Source organism: Priestia sp. HNGD-A6 (assembly GCF_045784335.1).
Classification (GTDB): Bacteria; Bacillota; Bacilli; order Bacillales; family Bacillaceae_H; genus Priestia; species Priestia zanthoxyli.
Genome location: NZ_CP138621.1, coordinates 890260 through 912316 on the forward strand (window position 1 = coordinate 890260; position 22057 = coordinate 912316).

Annotated in this window: 21 protein-coding genes; 6 read left to right on the plus strand and 15 right to left on the minus strand. The window is 38.4% G+C overall.

Features of this window, described 5'->3' with window-relative positions:
* Positions 1-231 precede the first annotated feature (231 nt).
* Positions 232-1323: a bifunctional diaminohydroxyphosphoribosylaminopyrimidine deaminase/5-amino-6-(5-phosphoribosylamino)uracil reductase RibD gene (ribD, locus tag SCI76_RS04625; RefSeq protein WP_063247257.1), complete on the minus strand. Its 1092-nt coding sequence runs from the start codon at positions 1321-1323 to the stop codon at positions 232-234.
* Positions 1320-2063, minus strand: a complete 744-nt coding sequence (locus SCI76_RS04630) for a GTP cyclohydrolase II (protein ID WP_013056667.1) — start codon at positions 2061-2063, stop codon at positions 1320-1322. Before SCI76_RS04630 ends, ribD begins: the two co-directional genes overlap by 4 nt.
* A gap of 362 nt (positions 2064-2425) precedes the next feature.
* Here SCI76_RS04630 and SCI76_RS04635 point away from each other — a divergent pair, with 362 nt between their 5' ends.
* Complete coding sequence (locus SCI76_RS04635) at positions 2426-2749, plus strand: helix-turn-helix domain-containing protein (RefSeq protein ID WP_014460492.1); 324 nt, start codon at positions 2426-2428, stop codon at positions 2747-2749.
* 124 nt (positions 2750-2873) lie between these two features.
* Here the strand turns inward: SCI76_RS04635 and SCI76_RS04640 are convergent, their stop codons facing one another.
* From SCI76_RS04640 to SCI76_RS04655, 4 genes are all read right to left on the minus strand, one after another.
* A complete protein-coding gene (locus tag SCI76_RS04640; RefSeq protein WP_048021319.1) occupies positions 2874-4085 on the minus strand; it encodes an MFS transporter in 1212 nt (403 codons plus the stop codon).
* Positions 4086-4358: 273 nt separating this feature from the next.
* Complete coding sequence (locus SCI76_RS04645) at positions 4359-5414, minus strand: tartrate dehydrogenase (protein ID WP_221833490.1); 1056 nt, start codon at positions 5412-5414, stop codon at positions 4359-4361.
* Positions 5415-5563: 149 nt separating this feature from the next.
* Positions 5564-7063 (minus strand): glucose-6-phosphate dehydrogenase, encoded by a 1500-nt coding sequence (gene zwf / locus SCI76_RS04650; protein WP_063247256.1) that lies wholly within the window; start codon positions 7061-7063, stop codon positions 5564-5566.
* Positions 7064-7188: 125 nt separating this feature from the next.
* Positions 7189-8100 (minus strand): AEC family transporter, encoded by a 912-nt coding sequence (locus tag SCI76_RS04655; protein ID WP_014460496.1) that lies wholly within the window; start codon positions 8098-8100, stop codon positions 7189-7191.
* A 256-nt stretch (positions 8101-8356) separates the two neighbouring features.
* Here SCI76_RS04655 and SCI76_RS04660 point away from each other — a divergent pair, with 256 nt between their 5' ends.
* Positions 8357-9874, plus strand: a complete 1518-nt coding sequence (locus tag SCI76_RS04660; protein WP_048021325.1) for a peptide chain release factor 2 — start codon at positions 8357-8359, stop codon at positions 9872-9874.
* 23 nt (positions 9875-9897) lie between these two features.
* On the opposite strand, the gene SCI76_RS04665 is transcribed toward SCI76_RS04660, so the two are convergent.
* Positions 9898-10077, minus strand: a complete 180-nt coding sequence (locus tag SCI76_RS04665) for a hypothetical protein (RefSeq protein WP_080968667.1) — start codon at positions 10075-10077, stop codon at positions 9898-9900.
* 119 nt (positions 10078-10196) lie between these two features.
* Positions 10197-10886, minus strand: coding sequence for a DUF421 domain-containing protein (locus SCI76_RS04670; protein ID WP_228123063.1), 690 nt, complete (start codon positions 10884-10886; stop codon positions 10197-10199).
* 139 nt (positions 10887-11025) lie between these two features.
* Between SCI76_RS04670 and SCI76_RS04675 the strand changes: the two genes are divergently transcribed.
* Positions 11026-11652 carry an NUDIX hydrolase gene (locus SCI76_RS04675; RefSeq protein WP_048021329.1) on the plus strand — a complete coding sequence of 209 codons (627 nt, stop codon included), beginning with the start codon at positions 11026-11028 and terminating at the stop codon, positions 11650-11652.
* Between the two features lie 4 nt (positions 11653-11656).
* On the opposite strand, the gene SCI76_RS04680 is transcribed toward SCI76_RS04675, so the two are convergent.
* From SCI76_RS04680 to SCI76_RS04695, 4 genes are all read right to left on the minus strand, one after another.
* The gene (locus SCI76_RS04680; RefSeq protein ID WP_048021331.1) at positions 11657-12055 is read right to left on the minus strand and encodes a PaaI family thioesterase; all 399 of its coding nucleotides are present in this window, start codon (positions 12053-12055) and stop codon (positions 11657-11659) included.
* 117 nt (positions 12056-12172) lie between these two features.
* Positions 12173-14326, minus strand: coding sequence for a DNA topoisomerase III (locus SCI76_RS04685; RefSeq protein ID WP_048021333.1), 2154 nt, complete (start codon positions 14324-14326; stop codon positions 12173-12175).
* A 265-nt stretch (positions 14327-14591) separates the two neighbouring features.
* Positions 14592-15890, minus strand: a complete 1299-nt coding sequence (locus tag SCI76_RS04690; protein WP_063247255.1) for an arsenical efflux pump membrane protein ArsB — start codon at positions 15888-15890, stop codon at positions 14592-14594.
* Positions 15891-15905: 15 nt separating this feature from the next.
* Positions 15906-16256, minus strand: coding sequence for a metalloregulator ArsR/SmtB family transcription factor (locus SCI76_RS04695; protein ID WP_013056623.1), 351 nt, complete (start codon positions 16254-16256; stop codon positions 15906-15908).
* 291 nt (positions 16257-16547) lie between these two features.
* On the opposite strand from SCI76_RS04695, the gene SCI76_RS04700 reads away from it, so the two are divergent.
* A complete protein-coding gene (locus tag SCI76_RS04700) occupies positions 16548-17234 on the plus strand; it encodes a hypothetical protein (RefSeq protein WP_223546544.1) in 687 nt (228 codons plus the stop codon).
* Positions 17235-17306: 72 nt separating this feature from the next.
* The gene (locus tag SCI76_RS04705) at positions 17307-18008 is read left to right on the plus strand and encodes a hypothetical protein (RefSeq protein ID WP_063247254.1); all 702 of its coding nucleotides are present in this window, start codon (positions 17307-17309) and stop codon (positions 18006-18008) included.
* 168 nt (positions 18009-18176) lie between these two features.
* On the opposite strand, the gene SCI76_RS04710 is transcribed toward SCI76_RS04705, so the two are convergent.
* A complete protein-coding gene (locus SCI76_RS04710) occupies positions 18177-18959 on the minus strand; it encodes a YibE/F family protein (protein ID WP_048021337.1) in 783 nt (260 codons plus the stop codon).
* A complete protein-coding gene (locus SCI76_RS04715) occupies positions 18956-19948 on the minus strand; it encodes a YibE/F family protein (RefSeq protein ID WP_034264529.1) in 993 nt (330 codons plus the stop codon). Before SCI76_RS04715 ends, SCI76_RS04710 begins: the two co-directional genes overlap by 4 nt.
* Positions 19949-20499: 551 nt before the next feature.
* Here SCI76_RS04715 and SCI76_RS04720 point away from each other — a divergent pair.
* Positions 20500-21066, plus strand: coding sequence for a peptidoglycan-binding protein (locus SCI76_RS04720; protein WP_033578741.1), 567 nt, complete (start codon positions 20500-20502; stop codon positions 21064-21066).
* Positions 21067-21290: 224 nt separating this feature from the next.
* Here SCI76_RS04720 and SCI76_RS04725 read toward each other — a convergent pair whose 3' ends face one another.
* On the minus strand, positions 21291-21611 hold the full coding sequence (locus SCI76_RS04725) for a 2Fe-2S iron-sulfur cluster-binding protein (protein ID WP_048021341.1): 321 nt from the start codon (positions 21609-21611) through the stop codon (positions 21291-21293).
* Between the last annotated feature and the right edge of the window lie 446 nt (positions 21612-22057).

Sequence of the window (22057 nt, forward strand, 5' to 3'; positions counted from 1 at the left end):
TTTCACATAATATATTCTCTCTATAAACATATAGTGCTTTTATTTAGATAGTCAACTGTAAACACGTTAAAAATTTATGCAATGTTTCGAAATTGACCATTCCCTATAATAGCAAATTAATCTATAAGAGTAAAATAGTGTATTATTTTTCTTCTCTAAAAAATCCGAACGATAAATCGTTCGGATTTTCCTTCAACTAACATATTTTTGTTCCAGCCTCATTTACATTTTTCATTTATAAACAGGATATCCAACAAATTTAAAGTCTTTACCGATTGAAATAACAGAAAGACGCTCCACGTCCACTGCATCCCACATCTTTTCTACGCCTTTTCCTTCTAGAAAAGTAGGAGCTTCTTTTCCTCCTGACAGCTTTGGAGCCATATACAGCACCAATTTATCAATTAAACGATTTTCTAGAAATGCGGCATTCACTTCGCCGCCTCCTTCAATTAAAAGAGACGACACAAATTTCTCACCTAGTATAGAAAGCATATCTTCAAGATTTACTTTGTCCTCACCGCTTGTGACAAATACTTCGACGCCTTGTTTCTCAAGCTGTTCTTTTTTTCCTTTTGAATAGCCCTGACTTGTAAATACCCATGTTGGGGCTAAAGAATCCGTTGCTAGCTTGGAATCAAGGGGCATACGCAACTTCGAATCCATCACAATACGAATCGGGCTTCGGCCGCCTTCGATGCGAGTTGTCAGCTCGGGGTTGTCCTTAATGACCGTGTTCACCCCTACTAAGATACCCGCCGTTTCATGACGAAGCTGATGTACATCCAAACGAGCTGCCTCAGACGTAATCCACTTGCTGTGAGAAAAAGCAGTAGCTATTTTACCGTCTAACGTAATCGCTGACTTTAACGAAACAAACGGCTTCTTCGTTACAATATACTTATTGAAGACTTCGTTCATTTGACGTGACTCTTCTTCACATACACCTGTTATGACCTCAATGCCTGCTTTTTCTAAAATTTCAACTCCATTACCTGCTACTAAAGGGTTGGGGTCTAAAGTTGCTATGACCACTTTTTTTACACCGGCTTCAACCAGCGCTTCAGCACAAGGACCTGTACGTCCATGGTGTGAACAAGGCTCTAACGTTACATAAGCAGTCGCTCCTTGTGCTTGTTCGCCAGCCATTCGCAGCGCATGAATTTCAGCGTGAGGCTCTCCCGCTTTTAAATGCGTACCGATTCCAACGATTCGATTATCGTTTACAATGACAGATCCTACAAGCGGATTTGGATCTGTTTGTCCTTTTGTTGCTTTTGCGTTTTGTAAAGCTATATTCATATAAAATTCGTGATTGATCAAAGAAGAACCTCCTCTTTTAAGTGTCCTGAACGTTTAACTTTGGTGTCTAGATACTTTTCATTAAACTGAGATACATCTCCCCAAAGTGGAACGCGCCCTGATAAAAGTGCGCCGTTTTTCTCAAGTGCGATTAGCTTTTTCGGATTATTGGTAATCAGCGTAACCGGTTTTTGGCGCAGCACTTTTAACACGCTGATGGCATCACTATAGCTGCGAGTATCATCTTCAAATCCTAACCCTTCATTCGCCTCTACCGTATCAAATCCGTTTTCTTGAAGAACGTATGCCATTGCTTTGCTGAATAGGCCAATGCCGCGTCCTTCATGATTTGCTAAATAAAATAGCGCTCCGCTTCCATTTTCGACAATCATTTTCATCGATTGTTTTAATTGAAAACCACAGTCGCAGCGTTTGCTTCCGAATATGTCTCCCGTATGGCAGATACTGTGCATACGAATGAGTGCCTCATGCGATTCTTGAAAATCTCCGTACACAAGAACACTCGATTGCTGCATGTCAGCTAAATTAGCTCCTTGCATTTTTTCAATAAGCTCTTCCGTACTTAAAGATCCTTCTTTTACATTATCAGAACGCAACCATGAATACCAACTAAATACTTGTGTCTCTCCATCTAGATTCACCGGAAGCGTGATAGGTCCTACTATATAAATAAAATGATCATCATTTTTTACTACATTAATTTTATCTTTTAAAATTGAAACAACTTTTTCGTTAATCACAGTCATTTCCTCCTCTTATGTGTCTTTCACTTATCTACTCTTTTCACATTGTGCTCAATCTCTCACATGAACAAATATTTTTTCTAGCACTTCACTACATTTATCTTTTTTAATTGATGTATTAGCTTACTAAAAGTAAGTAACTTTACTTGCTTAAAGTATTATATGACGATACATTTATCTTGTAAAGCTTTTATGTTCTCTTTGTTACTTTTAGTAATTAACTTCTTTAATTATATAAATTATATAATTAAAACATAAAAACGTAAAGTAATTTATGTTCTTTAAGTAATTAAATTACACAACACTAGATAAAATGCTGACTTTGTTTTATAATATAGGAAGAGAATGGAGGTAATAACATGGACGGTTTAGCACTCTGCCCGCGTTTTGAAAAGGCTGTTACTATACTAACGAAACGTTGGACGAGTTTGATCATTTTTCAGCTACTTTCCGGCTCACAGCGGTTTTCTCAAATGCAAGAAGCACTTCCAGTAAGCGGAAGGCTCTTATCCGAGCGCTTAAAAGAATTAGAGCATGAAGGAATCGTCATTCGTACGGTTATTCCGGAAACTCCTGTTCGAATCGAGTATTCGCTATCCGACAAAGGATTAGCACTGGCGCCGGTAATTCAGGAAATTCAGACATGGTCCAGTGAGTGGATTACAAAAGAAGAAGTGGAATAAAAGAAATCTCTAAAGAAATCTGGAGGGCTTCTATATCGATATACTCGCAGCCGTTTTCGTTTTCTTTAGAGCTCCATAAATAAAAAAGGCATGCTCCCTTTGAGCACGCCTTTTTTTATTTATGTTATTTTCCTAATGATTCATTTTGAGAAATAATGCGCTGTTTCTGGCTTTTTCGGCCGTGCAATACAAGGTATACTGCTATAGCTAAAAGAGCAACAATGGAACAGAAGACATACATTCCTTTATACCCGGCTGCTGTAGATAAAATGCCTAATAAAAAGGACCCTAAACCCATTCCAGAGTCAAAAAACACAAAAAACGTAGCGGTGGCGACACCTCGGCGATGAGGAGAAGCTTTTTTTACAGCAATGGATTGAAAACTTGATGTAATCGTTCCAAATCCTAATCCAATCAATGCTCCAGCTAATAAAAACACCCAGCTTGTTGTCGCTTGGCTAAGCAAAAAGATACCGATAGCTAGAGATAAAATGGACGGATATACCACGCTGTTTTCTCCGTATTGATCAAACCATTTTCCAGTAAAAGGTCTAGAAGCTAATAAGCACACCGCGTATACAACAAAGAAAAAGCTTGAAGCTTGCGTAAAGCCCATTTCTTTTGCATACATAGACACAAACGAAATAACACTTGCATATGAAAAAGCTACCACAAGGCCAGCAACAGAAATAGGCAGCGAACGGTATTCAAAAAACGCCGCAAGACCTTTAGCTGGCTGTATTTTATTTGTTGCAGAAGAAGCTGGCTCCACCTCAGGTACACGAAGTACTAAACTGCATAATGCTGCTAAAACAGAAGATACAATCGCAACGGTAAAGACCGCTGCATGACCCAAAGTATTTGTTAACGTTAAGCCTACAAACGGACCCACTACCATCGCTAAATTCATGAACGTCGCATAGTATCCCATCCCTTCTCCTTTTCTCTGTTCAGGGATTACATTTGCAACAATTGCTCCTGTAGCAGTTGTGCTCATTCCAAAACCAATACCATGAAGCACACGCAGCAGCAGCAGCGCTGATAATGAGTGAATATTCATATATAAAATAGAACCAATTAAAAAGATGAAGACACCTATTAATAGGACTTTCTTTTGTCCTAATGTTGTCATCCACTTACCGGCTAGCGGTCTGAACACAATGCCGGAGACTAAAAAAATTGTCACAATTAACCCTAAGCTTTGCTTACTTGCATGAAGTTCATCCGTTGCAAACAGCGGCAATGTGACAGTTAACATATAAAAAATGACAAAAACAAAAAAGCTAGTCAGTGAGACCGCTAAAAAATCTTTTGTCCATAATTTCGATTTCTGCATGATTTTCCTCCTTTTATCTTTTCATTCGTACCTATTTATTAAAACAAACTAAAGCATAGTCCATAAATAATATGTATACGAATTATCTCAACTCAAACTATTATAGGGTTCATATATGTAAGTGTCAACATGTATTTATCGATTTCATTTTTCTATAGAAACAAATCAATAAATGAAACCTACATTCAACATCACAATGAAAAAATCCGAACGATTAATCGTTCGGATTTCCCTTCAACTACATTACTTTTATCCCAGCCTCTTTTAGAAGCGTCACTTTTTTAAATGAGAAATAATTTGATCCGTTACTTCACTAGTAGTTGCGCTGCCTCCAACATCTGGTGTAATGATACCCGATTCCGTCACTTGCTCAATAACCTCTAACAAATGACTGCCTACTTCTTGTTCACCAAAATGATCCAACATCATTTTAGCCGTCCAAATCTGTCCGATTGGATTTGCAATTCCTTTTCCGACAATATCAGGAGCAGACCCGTGCACCGGTTCAAACATCGAAGGATATTTTCCGTTCACATTAATATTTGCAGCAGGAGCAACGCCAATACTCCCCATAATAGCAGCTCCTATATCTGTTAAAATATCTCCAAATAAATTGCTTGCCACAATGACATCAAAACGACTTGGATTTGTTACGAAGAAAGCCGCCAGCGCATCGATGTGCTGGGAATCTGTTTCAATATGAGGATAACTCTTTGCAACATCTTGAAACACTTCGTCCCAAAACGGCATGGAATGAACAATTCCGTTTGACTTCGTGGCGCTTGTAACTTTGGCTTTTCTTTTAGAAGCTAATTCAAAGGCATAGCGCATCGCTCGTTCTGTTCCTTTTCGAGAAAAAACCGCATTTTGAATCGAAATTTGATCTTCTCCTTGATATATCCGGCCTCCTACTTCACTGTATTCCCCTTCGCTATTTTCACGAACAACAATTAAATCAAAGTCTTTTGGGTTCGTTAGTGGAGATGCGATGCCTTTTAGCCTCTTGGCCGGACGAATATTAATTACCTGCTGAAATTCTCGACGAATCTTAATAAGCAGACCCCATAACGACACGTGGTCTGGCACAAGATTTAAATTTCCTACGGCTCCTAAAAAAATTCCGTCAAAGTCTTGAAGCTGCTGTAGCCCATCTTCCGGCATCATTTGTCCGTACTTCAAATAATAATCACAGCTCCAAGGAAATTCTGTAAATTCAAATTTTAATCCCCCGTGAAGCTCTGCAATCGTATGAAGAACTCTAACTGCCTCTGGAACAACTTCTTTCCCTACTCCATCTCCTGGTATATTCGCTATTTTTAACGTTTTCATCAAAAGTCCCCCTGCTTCTTTTTATATAGATCTATACACAATACCTCATGGATTATACTCTTTTGATTATACGCAGGGAAAATAATCATCTCAAGAAAATTCAGAATATACAAACCGTAAAAAAGACATCCCTCAAAGAGATGTCTTTTTCAAATCGGCAAAAACACTCCAGGTGCTTCCCCATGTTCATCGTCATCGAGCCACCATTTAAAGCCTTCCTGTGCAACTAATTTTTGTGCTTCTTCAGGGCCTTGTGAACCAGATGGATATTCATAAAGCGGCAGCATATCAGCTTCAAATGCATCTAATACTGGCTGTACCCACTGCCAAGATAGCTCTACTTCTTTCCAATGGGCAAAAAATGTGGAGTCGCCGATTAATGCGTCGTAAATAATTCGTTCATATGCCTCCGGCACACTTTCTTCTTCTCTTGAAAACGTAATACGAACCGGCTCAATCACACCATTTTTTAATGGATTTTTGCTATTAAGCTGCAAAGCGACGTTTTCGCTTGGGCTAATTTCAATAATAAATAAGTTTGGCGCTACTTTATCATAAGGAGTTTCATACAGACCTTTTAACGAATCTTTAAATTCAATGACGATACGAGTTGATTTTTCTTTCATTCGTTTACCCGTTCGAATATAAAAAGGAACACCTTTCCAAAATGGATTATCAATCCATAAGCGAGCGGCTACAAACGTGTCATTTTTAGAGTTTGCTTCTACGCCGGGCTCTTCTTTGTATCCTTTAACAGATTTGTGATCAATTTCTCCGCTTCCGTATTGTCCTCGTACAACATCGCGAGCTACTTCTTGTGCTGGAATTTTCCTCAGTGACTCCATTACTTTTTGCTTTTCTTCTAAAATGTTTTCTGAGCAAATTCGTTTTGGAAGATGCATGGCTGTCATCATGAGAACCTGCAGCATATGATTTTGAATCATGTCGCGTATGGCTCCCGTATGATCATAATACCCTGCACGATTTTCAACACCGACTGTTTCACTTGCTGTAATTTGGACATTCGCAATGTGTTTGTTATTCCACAATGATTGCAGTACAGGGTTCGTAAATTCAAGCGCTTCTAAATTTTGCACCATCGGTTTACCTAAATAATGATCAATTCGATAAATTTCTTCTTCTTTAAACGTACTGCTTAGCTTTTCATTAAGCTTTCTTGCAGAAGCAAGATCATGTCCAAATGGCTTTTCAATCATAAGACGCTTCCAGCCGCTCGTTTGGTCTAAGCCGCTTTTTTTTATATGCAGCGCAATTACATCAAAGTATTCTGGTGCTACGGACAAATAAAACAAACGATTTCCTTTACTTCTATGAGTTGTTTCTTGCTCATTCACAAGCTTTAGCAGCTGTTTGTAATCTTCTGTTTTGCTTGCGTCTACTGCTTGGTAATGAAACAGCGACAAAAAATCTTCCTCGTTACTTTCCATTTTCCGTCTTGAAAAATCGTTTATAGATTGCTTTACACGTTCTTTAAAATCCTCATGAGATAGCTTCTCGTATCCTGATCCAATAATAGAAATAGCATCAGGGAGCTTTTTGTCTGTAAATAAATTATAAAGAGCAGGAAAGATTTTTCTTTTTGCTAAATCACCCGTTGCGCCAAATAAAACAAAAGTTAAGGACTCCACTTTTTTTCCTCCCGTCAGGTTGTATGTATGATGGATTTTCTCTTCTCCTAGCTTACCTCTGTTTATTTGGGAATATCCTTTTTTCATCAAAAAGGACGCTCACAAGTGCGAGCGTCCTTTGTTATTCACATTAAAATATTTGTCATTCCCCACAGCAGCAAAAAGCTAAGCAGAATGGTCATATTTGAAACGGTCCCGACAAATTTCTGATCGTATTTGAATTCTACTGCGTAAGGTAAAACGGATCCCGCTACGGGTAGAATGAAACAAACTAAAATTGTATACCGGAACATATCTTCAAATGGAAGCAAGAAAAACAGCGCAATTCCTACGCCAAGTCCGATCACGTAGCGAATGCTTAAAAACATGATAATTTTTTTTAAGTAGCTTTTTTGGAACGAAAAATTTAAATATACGCCTAAAAGCAAAAGAGAAAGCGGCATATTCGCTTTAGAGATAATACCTGAGACGTCTAATACATATGATGGTAAATGAATGCCTATAATCGCAAGAAGACAAATGATTACATAGGTCAGAAGCGGCATCGATTTTAATACTTTGTATAAAATCTTTTTAAATTCAATGTCAATATCATCCCCTGAGTAGTAGCTGCCAATTACATAGCATAAAACAAAAATAACAAAAGCATTTCCGACATCAAACATACCAAAGTATTTAAGCCCTTCTTTTCCCCAAATGCCTTCTACTAACGGATAAGCAAACATTCCAATATTAAACCCTGGAATCATCATCGTCAGCATGCCTTTCACCTTTCGCTCATCTTTTCGAAAAACAAAAATTCCGACTGCAGCTAACAGCAAGCCATAGACAATCCCAATAACTAATAGTAAAATAAGCGATCCATCAATTTTAATACTGCTGAATGTAACAATAATCAAGCAAGGCATTGTAATATTAAAAATAATTCTTGCTAAAGCTTCCCCGTCTTTTTGCTGAAGGAGGTTTGTTCGTTTTAGTATGTATCCTAATAGAATAATTGTAATGGAATACAAAAACTGACTGTTAAAGCTACTCATAGACCTACTCCCTTACCTTCTTTTATACTTATTTAATCGATTGTTTTACCCTGTCTTTTTTAATCCTTGTTTCATTATAATATAAGCAGCCTAAAAAGAAACTAGAGAATTGGATGCAGTTTACCTATTTGTCAGACAAAAACAGCTTAGAAACAAACGCAAAAACTTTCTTCTAAATTGATTTTAAAACAGGATATTTTTCTTTTTTATGGAATTTACTTAAAAGGTGTGAGTATTTTCATGAGGAGGAAGAAACGTGAAACGAAAAATGATAGCGCTTACTTTTTCTGCTGCTCTTTGTTTTTCCGCTTCAGGATCTCTTGCTGAAGCTGCTAACAAAACAGATGTCATTCCAAATGCTGATCAGTCAGCAGAAACCTATTTTGACGGAGCGAACGGGAATTGGCTGACGACTAAAAACCCCGCTCAATATCAGCTGGCTACGCTCTATGGAAACATCGGGCTTACTCCTTATAACTGGGGAAAAGCTGAAGATGAATCAGGCTGGTATCGAATCAATCAGCCCGCTGCGGTTAAAGGAACGCAAGTAAATGGAATTTTTGAAGACGCTCAGTTCGTCATCCGTGTTCCTGATAACTGGAATGGAAAACTTGTGGTAGCCGGCATTCCTGCTACGCGCAACGAAACGTCCACCGATTTATTATTCAGCGATTACGTTCTTAAAAAAGGCTATGCGTTTGCCGCGATTGATAAAGGAACGCAAGGAGAAAGTGACCCTAACGATCCTTTTGCTAAAGTAAAAAATGCGCTTGCTAACGATGACGACAGCGTAGCAGAATGGAATATGCGCTATCGTCAAATGACAAAAGCAGCTCAGCAATACTTGACTACTCATTACTCGGACAAACTAATCAATCCGGCTAATCGAAAAAACCCTGCAAGCGATTTGATTCGCAACGATCATAAAGTACCCACGTATGCAATTGGCATTTCAAACGGCGGATACGTTGTCAGATACGCACTTGAACACGACGATCCAAAACAAACCAAAGAGCCTCGTTTATTTGATGGAGGCGTCGATTGGGAAGGCGTATTGTGGAGTGCAAAAGCGCCAAATTTAATCAGCTCACTAACACCGGTTGTAAACAACGCGGAAGAAGCGCTGTACGGAACCGGAAAAGAGCAGAAAAAAGCTATTAAACAAATGTATAAAGCCGGCCTTCCGAAAGGATCAGAAAAACTGTGGAGTTATCATGATCAAGTGTACTGGGCGGTCACTTTAAACATTTACCGTGACCACTTTGATCCGACAGCTCCAGGAAGAACAAACTGGCACAACTATTTAAACTTTACTTCATCAGGCCTGCGCGACCGTTCATGGGACTACATCTTTGAAAACTATCGCTATCAAACCCGTCCAAAAAGCGTAAAAGAAAATGTAGCAAAAGTAGAAAATACGGGCGATATCGATGTGCCTCTTATCAGTATGACTGGCTCTCTCGATTCACTTATCTTCCCGTCTATTCACGCCGAAGGCTATGAAAAACTCGTTAAAAAAGCTGGCAAGGCAAATCTTCATCGCCTTTATACTGTGAAAAACGGAAATCACGTTGATAGCTTAGTGTGGAATAAACAAACGGATCCAAATCAAGAGCTTCAGCCCCTGCTCCCATATGCTCATCAATCTTTTGATTTGTTAGTAGACTGGGTAGAAAATAAAAAAGCAGCGCCTGCAAGTAAAGATATTAAAGCACCAAAAGACAGCCTTAAAGTCATCGACATAAAATCTGGACGAGAAGTAGATCCCCGCTGAGGCTGAGACATAACGAAATGAATTCAGCCTAAAGGCGAACAAATGAGATACATGAGCTGGACTGCTTGTGACACCGAAGTTGATTTCCGTGCAAGACTTCGCTTTCTGCGGGCGGCCGCTGAGCCTCCTCGTCGCTTGCGCTCCTGCGGGGTCTCACCTGATCCGCTTTTTCCGCAGGAGTCTTTACCTTGCCCTCCAATCAACTGCTAGAGGGAACGAAACAGATAAAACGATATGTACCATCACAAAAAAACGAACCACTATTCAACATGTTGATTAGTGGTTCGTTTTTCACTTGGGCTAAAATACGTTTGTCCTAGCCTCAGTCTTCATAATAATCAAGATAGAGATGACCCGCTGAGTCTGCTTGCCCTAAAAATACTTTGTCGACTGCAGCACCTTTCTCTTTGAGCTGTTCTTTAACCCACGCTACGCTATACCCCAGCTCATGAACCGCTTCTTTCATTATATTTCCATCCATGATAATCGTTTGAGGTAATCTTGTATGTTCTTCTTTCAGTACTAAATCTTCACGCGTAACGTTCTGCTTTTCTTTTTTTAACAGCACGCTTAATTCGCCGTTTGTTTCGAGCATGGCAAAAGCGACGTCTTCCACATAAAAGATGTCTTTTTTGCGAAGCTGTTCCATGAGCTCATCTACGGTATATTTTTCTTTTTTTACATTTTCCTCAAGGATTTTTCCTTCTTTAATGAGGATCGTCGTCGTCCCTTCCACCGCTTTTCGAAAGCTTATACTTTTTAACGATACGTTTGAGACAAAAATAAGAAACGATGCCCACACTAAAATCGCGACTACCCCATGACTTGCCTGTAAATCTACGTCCATTGAAATGGTTCCCGCAATATCACCAATCGTAATGCCAACGATATATTCAAAAAAAGAAAGTTTAGATAACTGTTTTTTTCCTAACAGCTTTGTAATAAAAAACAAGCCAAGTAAAATCAGCACTGAACGAAGTACTACTTCCATCCAATGATTCAACGCATGCACCTTCTTTACTAAAATTGATGTGTCCTTTATTTTGTGCATATTTGTATGTATCAAAGCAGATTTTCATCTTCCATTATTTACATACCTTTCACGGCAGGTTAGAGTAGAAAGAAGTAGGAAAAAAATTGGGGGACTTACGATGAACGATGAAGTGTTAACCATATTTAACAACCAACAGGAGCGCATAGGAACCGCGTCTCGCAAAGAAGTTCACGAAAAAGGCTATTGGCACGAAGCGTTTCACTGCTGGTTTGTCAGCCGCGAAAATGATATAGACTATATTTATTTCCAAATTCGCAGCGAGCAAAAGCAAGATTACCCCGGTGCACTCGATATCACAGCTGCCGGACATTTGCTTCATACAGAAACCGCTAAGGACGGTGTAAGAGAAATTCACGAAGAGCTCGGCGTCAACATTTCATTTGATGAATTGCTTCCTTTAGATGTCTTTAAATACGAAGTATCTCAGCCGCACTATGTTGATAAAGAATTTGCGCATGTATTTTTATACTACAGCTCTCACCCTCTTAGTGCGTTTACGTTGCAGCAAGAAGAAGTATCAGGACTTGTAAAAGCTCCGTTTTCTCACTTTTGCGAACTGTGGCTTGGAAATCAAACAGAACTGATCATTGAAGGGATAACAAATGAAAAAGAGCCAATTCACCGTACAGCACATAAAAGTGAATTTGCTCCCCATCCCAAAGCTTACTATAAAACAATTATTGCATGTATTAGTCAGCAGCTGAATTCAGCAGAAAAAGCTTAGAATCCTAAGCTTTTTTTGCTGAAAAAATCATATATGTTGCACTGCCAAGCGCAACAAGCTTGCCGCTGCTGTCTTCAATTTTCACTTCTCCAACAGCAAGCGTTTTGCCGCGGTGAGACAATGTAGACTTTGCAACTAAATAATCACCTATACCCGGCCTTGTGTAATTTACTTTTAACTCAACTGTACTGGCACTTTCCTCCTCAGAAAGAGAAGAACGCACAGCCGAACCAACAGCCGCGTCGATAAGCGTGGCAATAACGCCTCCATGAACCGTTCCTCTTCCTTGCAGAAGCTGTGGTTGAATCGTAATTTTCAACTCTGCATATCCTTTTTCAAGCAGCGTTTCTTCAATGCCAATATAATCCCAAAACGGAATCATCCCTTTACTCGTTCGTTTCATTAATCTCATCCTTTACATAAATAAGCTATGTAGGAAATTCTAGAAAGGCTGGAAAACTCCTGTTTTTACATACAAAAAGCGCCTGCTCTTTATCTTTAGCAAGCACTTTTTATTTCTCTATTTTTCAAATAAAAACTGTACTTTGTTTTCTTTCCATTCTAACTTAGCGTTAAAAGTCTTGTCGCCTTTTTTAAAACCTTCAATCAAATCTGTCTGTCCTTCGCTTAACAGCTTTTTTAAATTAGCTTGAGTAACTGTTTTACCTAAAATCTTTTTTGATACGGTAAATGTACATTTTGTTTTTGCATAGTTTGAGCATCCGTAAAAGGAACCTTTATCGACTACTTTTCCGTCGCAAAGCTTACATGGACCAAACGATTTAGAGGAAAAACTTTTACCTTTTCCCTTGCCTTTTCGCTGAATGGATTCAGTGTCATATCCGCTGAAGTTCCACTTGCTTTCTGCTTCGACAGCGTCTTCAATAATTTTAGCTGACAGTTTCTTTGTTTGTTCCATAAAGGCAGCGGCCGATGCTGCTCCTTCTCCAATTTCAGCTAGACGCTGCTCCCACTTAGCCGTCATTTCTGGTGAAGCTAAAATTTTATCTCCAATCGCGTCAATCAATACCTTTCCTTTATCAGTCGCAAACACTTGGTTTTTTTTCACATCAATATATTTACGATCTTTAAGCATTGTAATGATTCCAGCACGCGTTGCTTCTGTTCCTAAGCCTTCTGACTTTGCTAGAATTTTCTCCAGCTCATCGTTATCTAAATGCTTACCCGCTGTCTTCATCAGTGTAATCAACTGACCTTCGGTGTAGCGTTTTGGAGGCTGTGTTTTGCCTTCTTTTACGTCTACCTTAATAACTTTACCTTCTTCGCCTTCTTGAACATTCGGAAGAATGACATCGTCGTCTTTCTCATTTTGAAAAATTACCTTGCGCCAGCCTTCTTGAATTTGCTGCTTTCCTTTTGAAATAAAAGCTGCTCGCTTTTCCACAAGTGTCGTAATCGTTGTGTAGTCGAAAATCGCTTTTTCGTAGTGTGCTGCAATTAGCCGTCTTACGACTAAGTCATAAATTTTCTGTTCGTCTCCTGACAGTTTGCTAGGGTCCTTCACTTGTTCCGTTGGGATAATCGCATAGTGATCGCTCACTTTTTTTGCATTTACGTAGCGTTTATTTCCTAGAATTGAAGAGTACGGAAGCGGAAATAAATGTTCGTATTCAGAAAAAGCGCTCAGCTTTTCTAAAATCTCAGGAAACGTTTCCGCTTCGCCTTCTGTTACGTAGTTTGAGTCTGATCGTGGATAAGAAACAATTCCTTTCTGGTACAGCCCTTGCAGCACATCAAGCGTCTTTTTAGGTGAAAACTTAAACGCTTTATTCGCCGTTGCTTGAAGTGATGATAAGTTAAATAATAAAGGCGGCTGGAACTCTTTTCGCTCCGTTACGAGTTCATGAACTTGTGCGTCTTTTCCTTCGCAAAACTGAGCAATTTTATACGCCATTTCTTTTTCTTTAAGACGCGACTCTCCGTCTTGATACCATTTGCCTTCATACTTTTTTCCTTCAATATCAAACTTAGCAAGCACTTCCCAAAAAGGCTCTGATTTAAAATTATCAATTTCCTTTTCACGCTTTACAATTAAAGCAAGCGTTGGTGTCTGCACGCGCCCTGCTGAAAAAACATCTGACATCCCATGCTTTTTCAATAAGATACTATACACGCGTGAAGCATTCATCCCAACGACCCAATCCGCGCATGCTCTTGTATAGGCTTCATAATAAAGGTTGCGCGTGTCGCTTTCGTCTTTTAACTGTTGAAACCCATCATAAATGGCTTTTGGCGTTAACGAAGAAATCCACAATCGCTTCATCGGCTTATGCACACCTGACAGCTGAATGATATTACGAACGATTAATTCTCCTTCGCGCCCCGCATCTCCCGCATGTATAATTTCTGTGACCGTCGGCTTTTTAAGCAATTTTTTTACCACTTGAAACTGCTTTGCTTTTGAGCGCGTCACTTCATATTGAAAACGGTCTGGAATCATCGGCAGCGTGTCAATTGACCACTTTTTCCACTCCGGCTTATAATCTTCCGGGCTCACAAGCTGACATAAATGCCCCACTGCCCACGTTACATATGCTCCGTCTGTAAACACTTCATTCGGTGGAATCTCTAAATAGCCGTCGTGACGCTTCGGCTTGAACTGTGAAGCGAGCGTCGATCCTTGATCCGGCTTTTCTGCAATAATTAACTTCATGTATTTAATCACCTTACATTTCAAATTTCCATGTGAAACTTATTCAGTTTTATTATTTTATCATAGAAAGAGCTGTTGGAGTATGAATGGGGAGAAAAGTAGTTTCAATGAGAAATACATATCCCATTTTAAAAGCGTGTCAGTGTCCGTTATACTTTTTCAATAAAAAAGCTGTAGATTATTTTCTACAGCTTCGATACACATCTAAAATTTTCTAATAACAGCGATTATCCTATTGACTGAAACACGTCTCTTTTAGGACATGTTATGAAATAATTAATAGCCAAATATACAAACCAACAAGCGTAATAAACAATGTCGGAATCGTTAAAATAATACCCGTTTTAAGATACGTTCCCCAGGAAATTTTCACGCCTTTTGTTGACAGAACATGAAGCCATAAAAGCGTTGCTAAAGAACCAATCGGGGTAATTTTCGGACCTAAATCCGATCCAATGACGTTTGCATAAACGAGCGCTTCCTTGATTGTGCCAGCTGCGTGTGTTGCATCGATTGCTAGTGCATCAATCATAACGGTTGGCATATTGTTCATAATTGATGAAAGAATAGCGGCAGTGAATCCCATGCCAATTGTTGCCGCAAACAGTCCATGACTAGCCGTTGCTTGGATCACATCAGCCAGAATTTCTGTTAAACCAGCATTACGCAAGCCGTATACAACGACATACATGCCGATAGAAAAAAAGACAATGGCCCATGGAGCTCCCTTTAGCACTTTTTTTGTATGAACCGCTCGGCTTTTTTTTGCCATCATCAAAAACAGAATAGCAATAATACCTGCGATGATTGAAACAGGGACGCTAAAGAATTCTCCAATTAAATAGCCTAGCACTAGCAAAACTAAGACAATTCCAGATAGTCGGAACATCTTTTCATCTTTGATGGCATCCACTGGCTTCTGCAAATCTGCTACATTGTATTTCTTAGGAATTCTTTTGCGGAAATACAGATACAAGACCATAATACTTGCAAACAGAGAAACTAAATCTGGAACAATCATGCGTGATGCAAATTCAGAAAAGCTAATGCCAAAGAAGTCGGCTGATACGATATTCACTAAGTTACTAACAACAAGCGGCAGCGAAGTTGTATCCGCAATAAATCCACTTGCGATAATAAACGGAAAAACCATTTTGTCGTCGAACTTTAATGCCCGAACCATGGCTAAAACAATGGGTGTTAAAATCAAAGCTGCTCCGTCATTAGCAAATAGCGCTGCTACAACGGCTCCAAGAAGAGATACGTAGACAAACATACGCACGCCGTTCCCTCCTGCAGCTCTAGCCATATGAAGCGCTGCCCATTCAAAGAAACCAATTTCATCTAAAATTAAAGAAATAATAATAATAGCAATAAACGTAAGAGTCGCATTCCACACAATGCTGGTTACCTCAAGAACGTCTTGAAAATCAACAACGCCTGCCAGTAAAGCAAGGATAGCTCCCACGCAAGCCGACCAGCCGATTGACAAATTCTTCGGCTGCCAAATGACAAAAATTAGTGTTACTAAAAAAATCAATGATGCTAGTACAACTGATGCCACTTTTTAAACCTCCAATTATTCACAACAACTAATACGCAGTCCTTGTTTTTCTAGCTCTTTTAAACGTTCGTCCTGACTTGGTACAGATTCAAGTATACCTAGAACAAACTCATAGTACTGGCTTTCTTTATTAAGAGAATAAAAAACCCATTGCCCTTTTCTTCTTTCCTTCACAAGCTCAGCATCTCTTAATTTTCGCAAATGCTGACTAATTGAAGGTTGGCTAGCTTGATAGATATCCACGAACTCACACACACAACATTCATTGTTCTCTATTAATTTCACCATCGAAAGCCTTGTTTTATCTCCCAATAATTTTAAGATTTGAGCCGCCTTTTCAATACTATCTATAGATTTTGTACTCATTAATGAACACCTCCTACTCCCTTTCAGCTGATGTATAAATGGGCTTATGTATTAATGCTTCATTACTATAATTGATTTTTAACTGATTTACAATTTTTTAGTGAACTAAGAGTGATTTAGTAGTTGTTTAAGGATTGGATTTAAGAAATTATTTTTCCCTACTAATTTAAGTCAAATCTAACATACGATAATATAGATATGTTTTCTCGTAAAAATGCTCCTAATGTCCTTGGACAAACATACATACTTATTTTGTCTATCTGAATAAAATATAGAGAAAAATAAGAAAGGATGATTACGATTAAAAAACATTATTCCTATTATAATCCGCAAGATGGTAAATATTATGTAGACAAGCCTTACTCTCTTAGAGACGATAAAGTATCTCCCTCTGCTGCCCCTAAAATCCCTTTAAAAAATACAGCCGACAGAGCTTATAAAATTCCTGTATTCCTCAGCCACCCTTCTATGCTTAATGCTACTCAAACAAGATTTCTTAATCGTTTAATTGATGAAATTGAACGTGCTCTTCTTTTCCCTCGTACACTGCCTGATACGGAGCAATATCCTAATAAAACGATTACAAGCGTTCGCCGAATGATCCTCTCTAGCTATGGATTGATTGCGGTGAATATGCAGCAAGTCTTCGCCAATTATACCATGACGAATATTCCCGGCGGTACACCTCCGCCACCATCATGGGAAGGTGCTCCATTTTTACAAATAGAGCCAAGCATGGGTTACCAACGAGGCCTGCCTTTACTTCTTATCAAAGAAGCAGGTGTCAATAGTATAGGCGTATGGAATCCATCAGTAGTTCCGTTCTTTATCATTGAATGGGATTCTTCAAAGCCGCTTGATGAGTTTTTTAACCGTGTTGAATGGAGAGAAATATTTCAAAACTGGGTAGCTCAAGTACGAAATGGCTATTTTATTCAAACACAGCCTTCCTATCGATATGGCCCAGATGATCTATAGAAATCACTTCAAACGAAGAGTACTTTCGAAAGCTATTTCTATAAACAACGTTGAAATGTGAGGTGAATATAATTGACTCTAATTACTAGTGGGACATGCGTAGGAGTTCTATATCGAGCTAATGCCGGTGCATCATGCAGAAACGGGTACTGTGTTCATAATGGAAGATTAGTAGGCGGTGTCATAAGCTCAAATGCCGGTACCTTAACGGTTACAAGAAGCATCGATAACACAAAGTTACAGACCTATAATGGTATTCTTCTAAGTCACCGAGCCGTAAATCGAACGACAGGGCAAGTCACGCAGCAATATTTGTATTTTAGAAAAAATCAATTGGAAAAGGTAGAAGTCACACCTTATACACAATATAGTGACCCTAGCTGTCAAAGAGAAAGTCATTACAACATCCCTGATATTATCTATCCCGGTGAATGTGTAGGAATCAGATATCGGTCAGAAGATGAATGGCATATAGGAAACGGGCGATATCTATATTGGACAGGCCAAGTGAATCACTGTATATTTGATGAACGTCCACAAAGTACAAATAGACAATTTTTACGTCAGATTTGGTACGTACACTGGATACTTGACCCAAAAAACGAACGAAATATTATACCTCAAAAGACCTCCAGAGGGCCTGGATCTCCAAGAGGTGAACGTAGAATTTATGCTTTTAAGAATCTGCTTCCAGCTAATGGTGAGACGGTCCTTGTAAAAGCTGCTTCTCCTGTAAATTCTGCTTCTTGGCCTTTTCGTATTATCTATCAGTAAGAAAAACAGATTGTAATCCTTAATGCTATTACAACTCCCATCCTCCACCTAGTTTCCTCTCAAAATCCCACAAATAGGCCGAGGTTAATTTGAACTGCCCCTCCAATGGTTAACCATTGGAGGGGCAGTTTCTTATGACTTTCTGTTTTTATTTGTCCATACGCTTCTCTACTTTATTTCCTTGTACTGCTTCCCTTTTTCTCTTTTTTGTAAGAAAATAGAGGCACTAATCCAAGAGGTAATCGGAATAATAATGGCTACACCAATGCCCCCGCTTAAAATAGAAATGACTTCTGCACAAAAGGTTTTTGAATTGATAATGTCTCCAAACGAATACGACAATCTCTTAAACCAGATAATTAACGTCAAATATCCGCCTACAAAGGCAAAATACAGTGTATTGGTTGTGGTGCCCAAAATATCTCTTCCGATTTTCAAACCAGAATTGAAGAGATTCTTTTTAGTTACGGACGGATCATGAACAAATAATTCATTCATAGAAGACGAAATAGATAGCGAAATATCAATGATCGCTCCTATGGCACCCATAATAATTGTACAAATGGCTATTTTAGCAAAGTCAATTCCAACATAAAGTGAAAAAGCGTTAATTTCTTCTTCCTGTTCTTCTCCAAATCCTTGAATCATTGCATGATGTTCAATAATAAAAATAAAGAGTACTAAAACAGCTAAGGTAATAATCGTTGAAACAAACGCAGCAAGCGTTTTATGATTGAATTTATTAATATAAAATAAATTAATGCAGCTAATGATTGTACAAGCGATTAACGTAACAACAATCGTATTTTTTATAGACAGCATAAAGAGAATGGTGAGAAAAATAACGCCAAAATTCAAGAACAGCGCAAGGAAAGACCGGATTCCTTTTTTTCCGCCCACAACACTCATCAGAATAAATAAAATAAGAGCAAGCAATAGTAAAACGTTCACTTTCTGTTCCCCTTTCTAAAAATAAAAAGAATCGAAAGATAGAGTGTAATGGGAATCGTTAAAACAATGCCAATGCTGCCAGTAAGAGCACGGATTAACTCCAAGGAGAAATTCATCGAAAACGTATATCCTAAAGGAGAGCCATTCTTTAAATAAAGAAGAACCATTGGGATTGTTCCGCTTATATATGAAAAAAATAAAATATTCGTCATAGCTCCCATGATGTCTCCACCAATTTCTTTGCCTGATTTCAGTAAATCTTTGCGCGCAATCTCTTTATTTTTTTCATATAGTTCATAGACAGAAGAAGTAATCGTAATCGCTACATCCATAACAGCTCCTAAAGATCCTATTAATACCTCACTCATAAATATTTTTTGAGGAGGAATCGTCACAAACTCCATTCCTTCATAATGAAGGCCATTAGAATCTGTTAGTTGCATGACACCATACGCGATTAAAAGAGAAACAAATGTACCTATTAAAGTTGAAATAATTGCTACATGCGTTTTTTCTTTATTACCGCTTACTAATAACAAAGAAATAACCGTAAAAAGAACGACCGCAACAATACATACAGCTAGCAAGCTCACATTTCCTAGTGCTAAATATACATTGAGGGCCCCGATTAAAAGAACAATATTAATAAATAAGCTAATGATTGAATAAAAACCTTGTTTTCTTCCAATAGCCAGCAAAATTAATATAAATAAACCAGCGACAGCGGTAACCTGCTTGTCCCGCTTCACTCCTTCAATTGTTCCATTTAGAGCATGCTGTGAATTCTTTTCTAAGGAGACAAAAAGATCTGTTCCGACAGTATACTTTTGATCATAAGCACCTGAATATGAGTACGTATTCTCTAAATGGATAAGCCTTCCTTTATATTTTCCGTTCATTATTTTAGCAACAATTTCCTGAGAGTATACGGTATCTTTGTTATGATTTAAATCAGCAGATTTGTTTTTTTCTACAACATTCGTCTTCACTACCTCAGCTATTGGTTTTTTATAAAGAGAATAATTGTGGTTTGTTACAATGAGCGCTATACACAAACAGCAAATCCCTAATATGTAGAGAAAAATTTGTTTCCGTGATGATTTATTGGACTTTATTTTCGAAAAAAGGTTCCTTATGTGCTGAGCATACAAAGTAGACATAAATACTTTCCTTTCTGGTTATCAGTTGAACGCAGAGCTTTTGAACATGAAGAGACTGCAAAGAGATCCAAATTCCCTTTGCAGTCTTTTCATTCGTTTATTATGAGCGTTATAGAGCAAGACATACTCCAAGTACACAAGACGCTTAAACCTACTGTTTTTTCCCTTCCGTACTGTATCAGAGAAAAATGAAATTATAGTGAAAACATAGAACGATTTATCTACTTCACTAGTTTTTTATGACTATCTTATATAATCATAGGAATATAAAAACAAATAGAAAACTGGCTGCGCTATAATAAGTTGACTTTATAGCTACTAATTAGTTATAAAGCTCATGAAAAGCGACAAATAGTTGCTAAAAACAAGGAGGTTATTTCATGTTAACGAAAAAAACACTTGTCATGCTTTCTACTCTTACGCTTGCAACAACATGCGTAGCATTCAGCACTCCAACTACTGAAGCAGCTGCTAAAGATGCCTACTCACAAAAAATTGAAGCTAAAGCAGAAACGAGGCCTACGCTTCGTAAAGGTTCCCACTCTAGCTACGTAAGAGACTTACAGCAAAGCTTAAAGGATGTGAAGTATAACACATCAGTTGATGGCATTTTCGGTACGCGAACGCAAAATGTAGTAAAAGAATTTCAAACCGATCACCGCTTGTCTCCAGATGGTATTGTTGGCCCCTTAACATGGGCAGCTTTAGATGAGAACAAGGTAGAAAGAAAGCAATTTCCTGTCAGCACGGCTATTGCATTCGGTAAAAAAGAACTCGGTGACAACATTGTCTTCAGTACAGACGACCGCTTACGGAAAGATAACAACGATAAAGCTTACTATAGATTCGTAGCAAAAAATAAAGACTGGATGGATCAAGGGGGATCAGGTACCATAGGCTGGTATCATATTTACAAAAGTGGAGATGTGATTGAAGAATCCAATTAAATCTATTTGCAGATAACCGTTCGAAAAAAGCCTTTATAATCACTCTTTTGAGTGATTTACTGCCCGCCTTACAGAATGCTAAAATTTAAAGGAATCATTCCGTAGGTATTTTACTTGAACAAGAACAGCTGCTACTCCCCTTAGCTGTTCTTGTTATTTTTTTAAGTAAACATACAAAAAGCAGCATGTAAACATTCCACACGCTGCTTTTTGCAATTACATGACTACTCTGTGGGTCGAGGTCCTGCTTCTCGTCCTGAGCTTTCTACCGTTAGTATTGGCCGAACGGTGACATCTTCATTTACACGAATTTGGCACGATAAGCGCAAATGATCTTCAATTGAACTTTCTGAGTATGCATTTTTCTCCGCGTGTGTTAAATCACAATATTCACCTTCGAGCACTTCTACCCTGCAAGTCGTGCATTTAGCTTTCCCACCGCACCGATGAAGAATATTTATACCGTTGTCTTCGAGTGCCAAGACAAGCTTTTTTCCTTTTGCCACTTCAAAACTGCCGTATCCTAAAACGGTTACTCTTGGCATATATCTCCCTCTTTCCCTCTACTGTATCCAAGCGATTTGAATTACACTCTATGCAGTTTTTTTGTTGCATGCCTAAGTTGCAATCCATTATTTCTACTGATTGCGACGTCTGTTTGTACGTTACAGACCCCTTTTACATGCCTAGATCCAATTAAGAAGACCATCGTTTTGTAATACGGCCACTAAAACGACAAGCCCAAGTATAATAACAGGTATCAGTGCCTTTAAAATTTGGTACTTAGATAATTCTATGCGCTGAGGCTCCTTTAACAAATGACTTTGATTTAACTCAGTATTGCTTTCACTTTCTTTATGATTCATGTTCCTCTGCCTTTCTATTTTTTTATAGTGCGGTTCGTATCTACTTCTGCTGAAATAACAAAACTAGACACAAGGTTTCTTCATAAAAACCATCTTAACCTTTTTAAGAACATGCTATACTAACA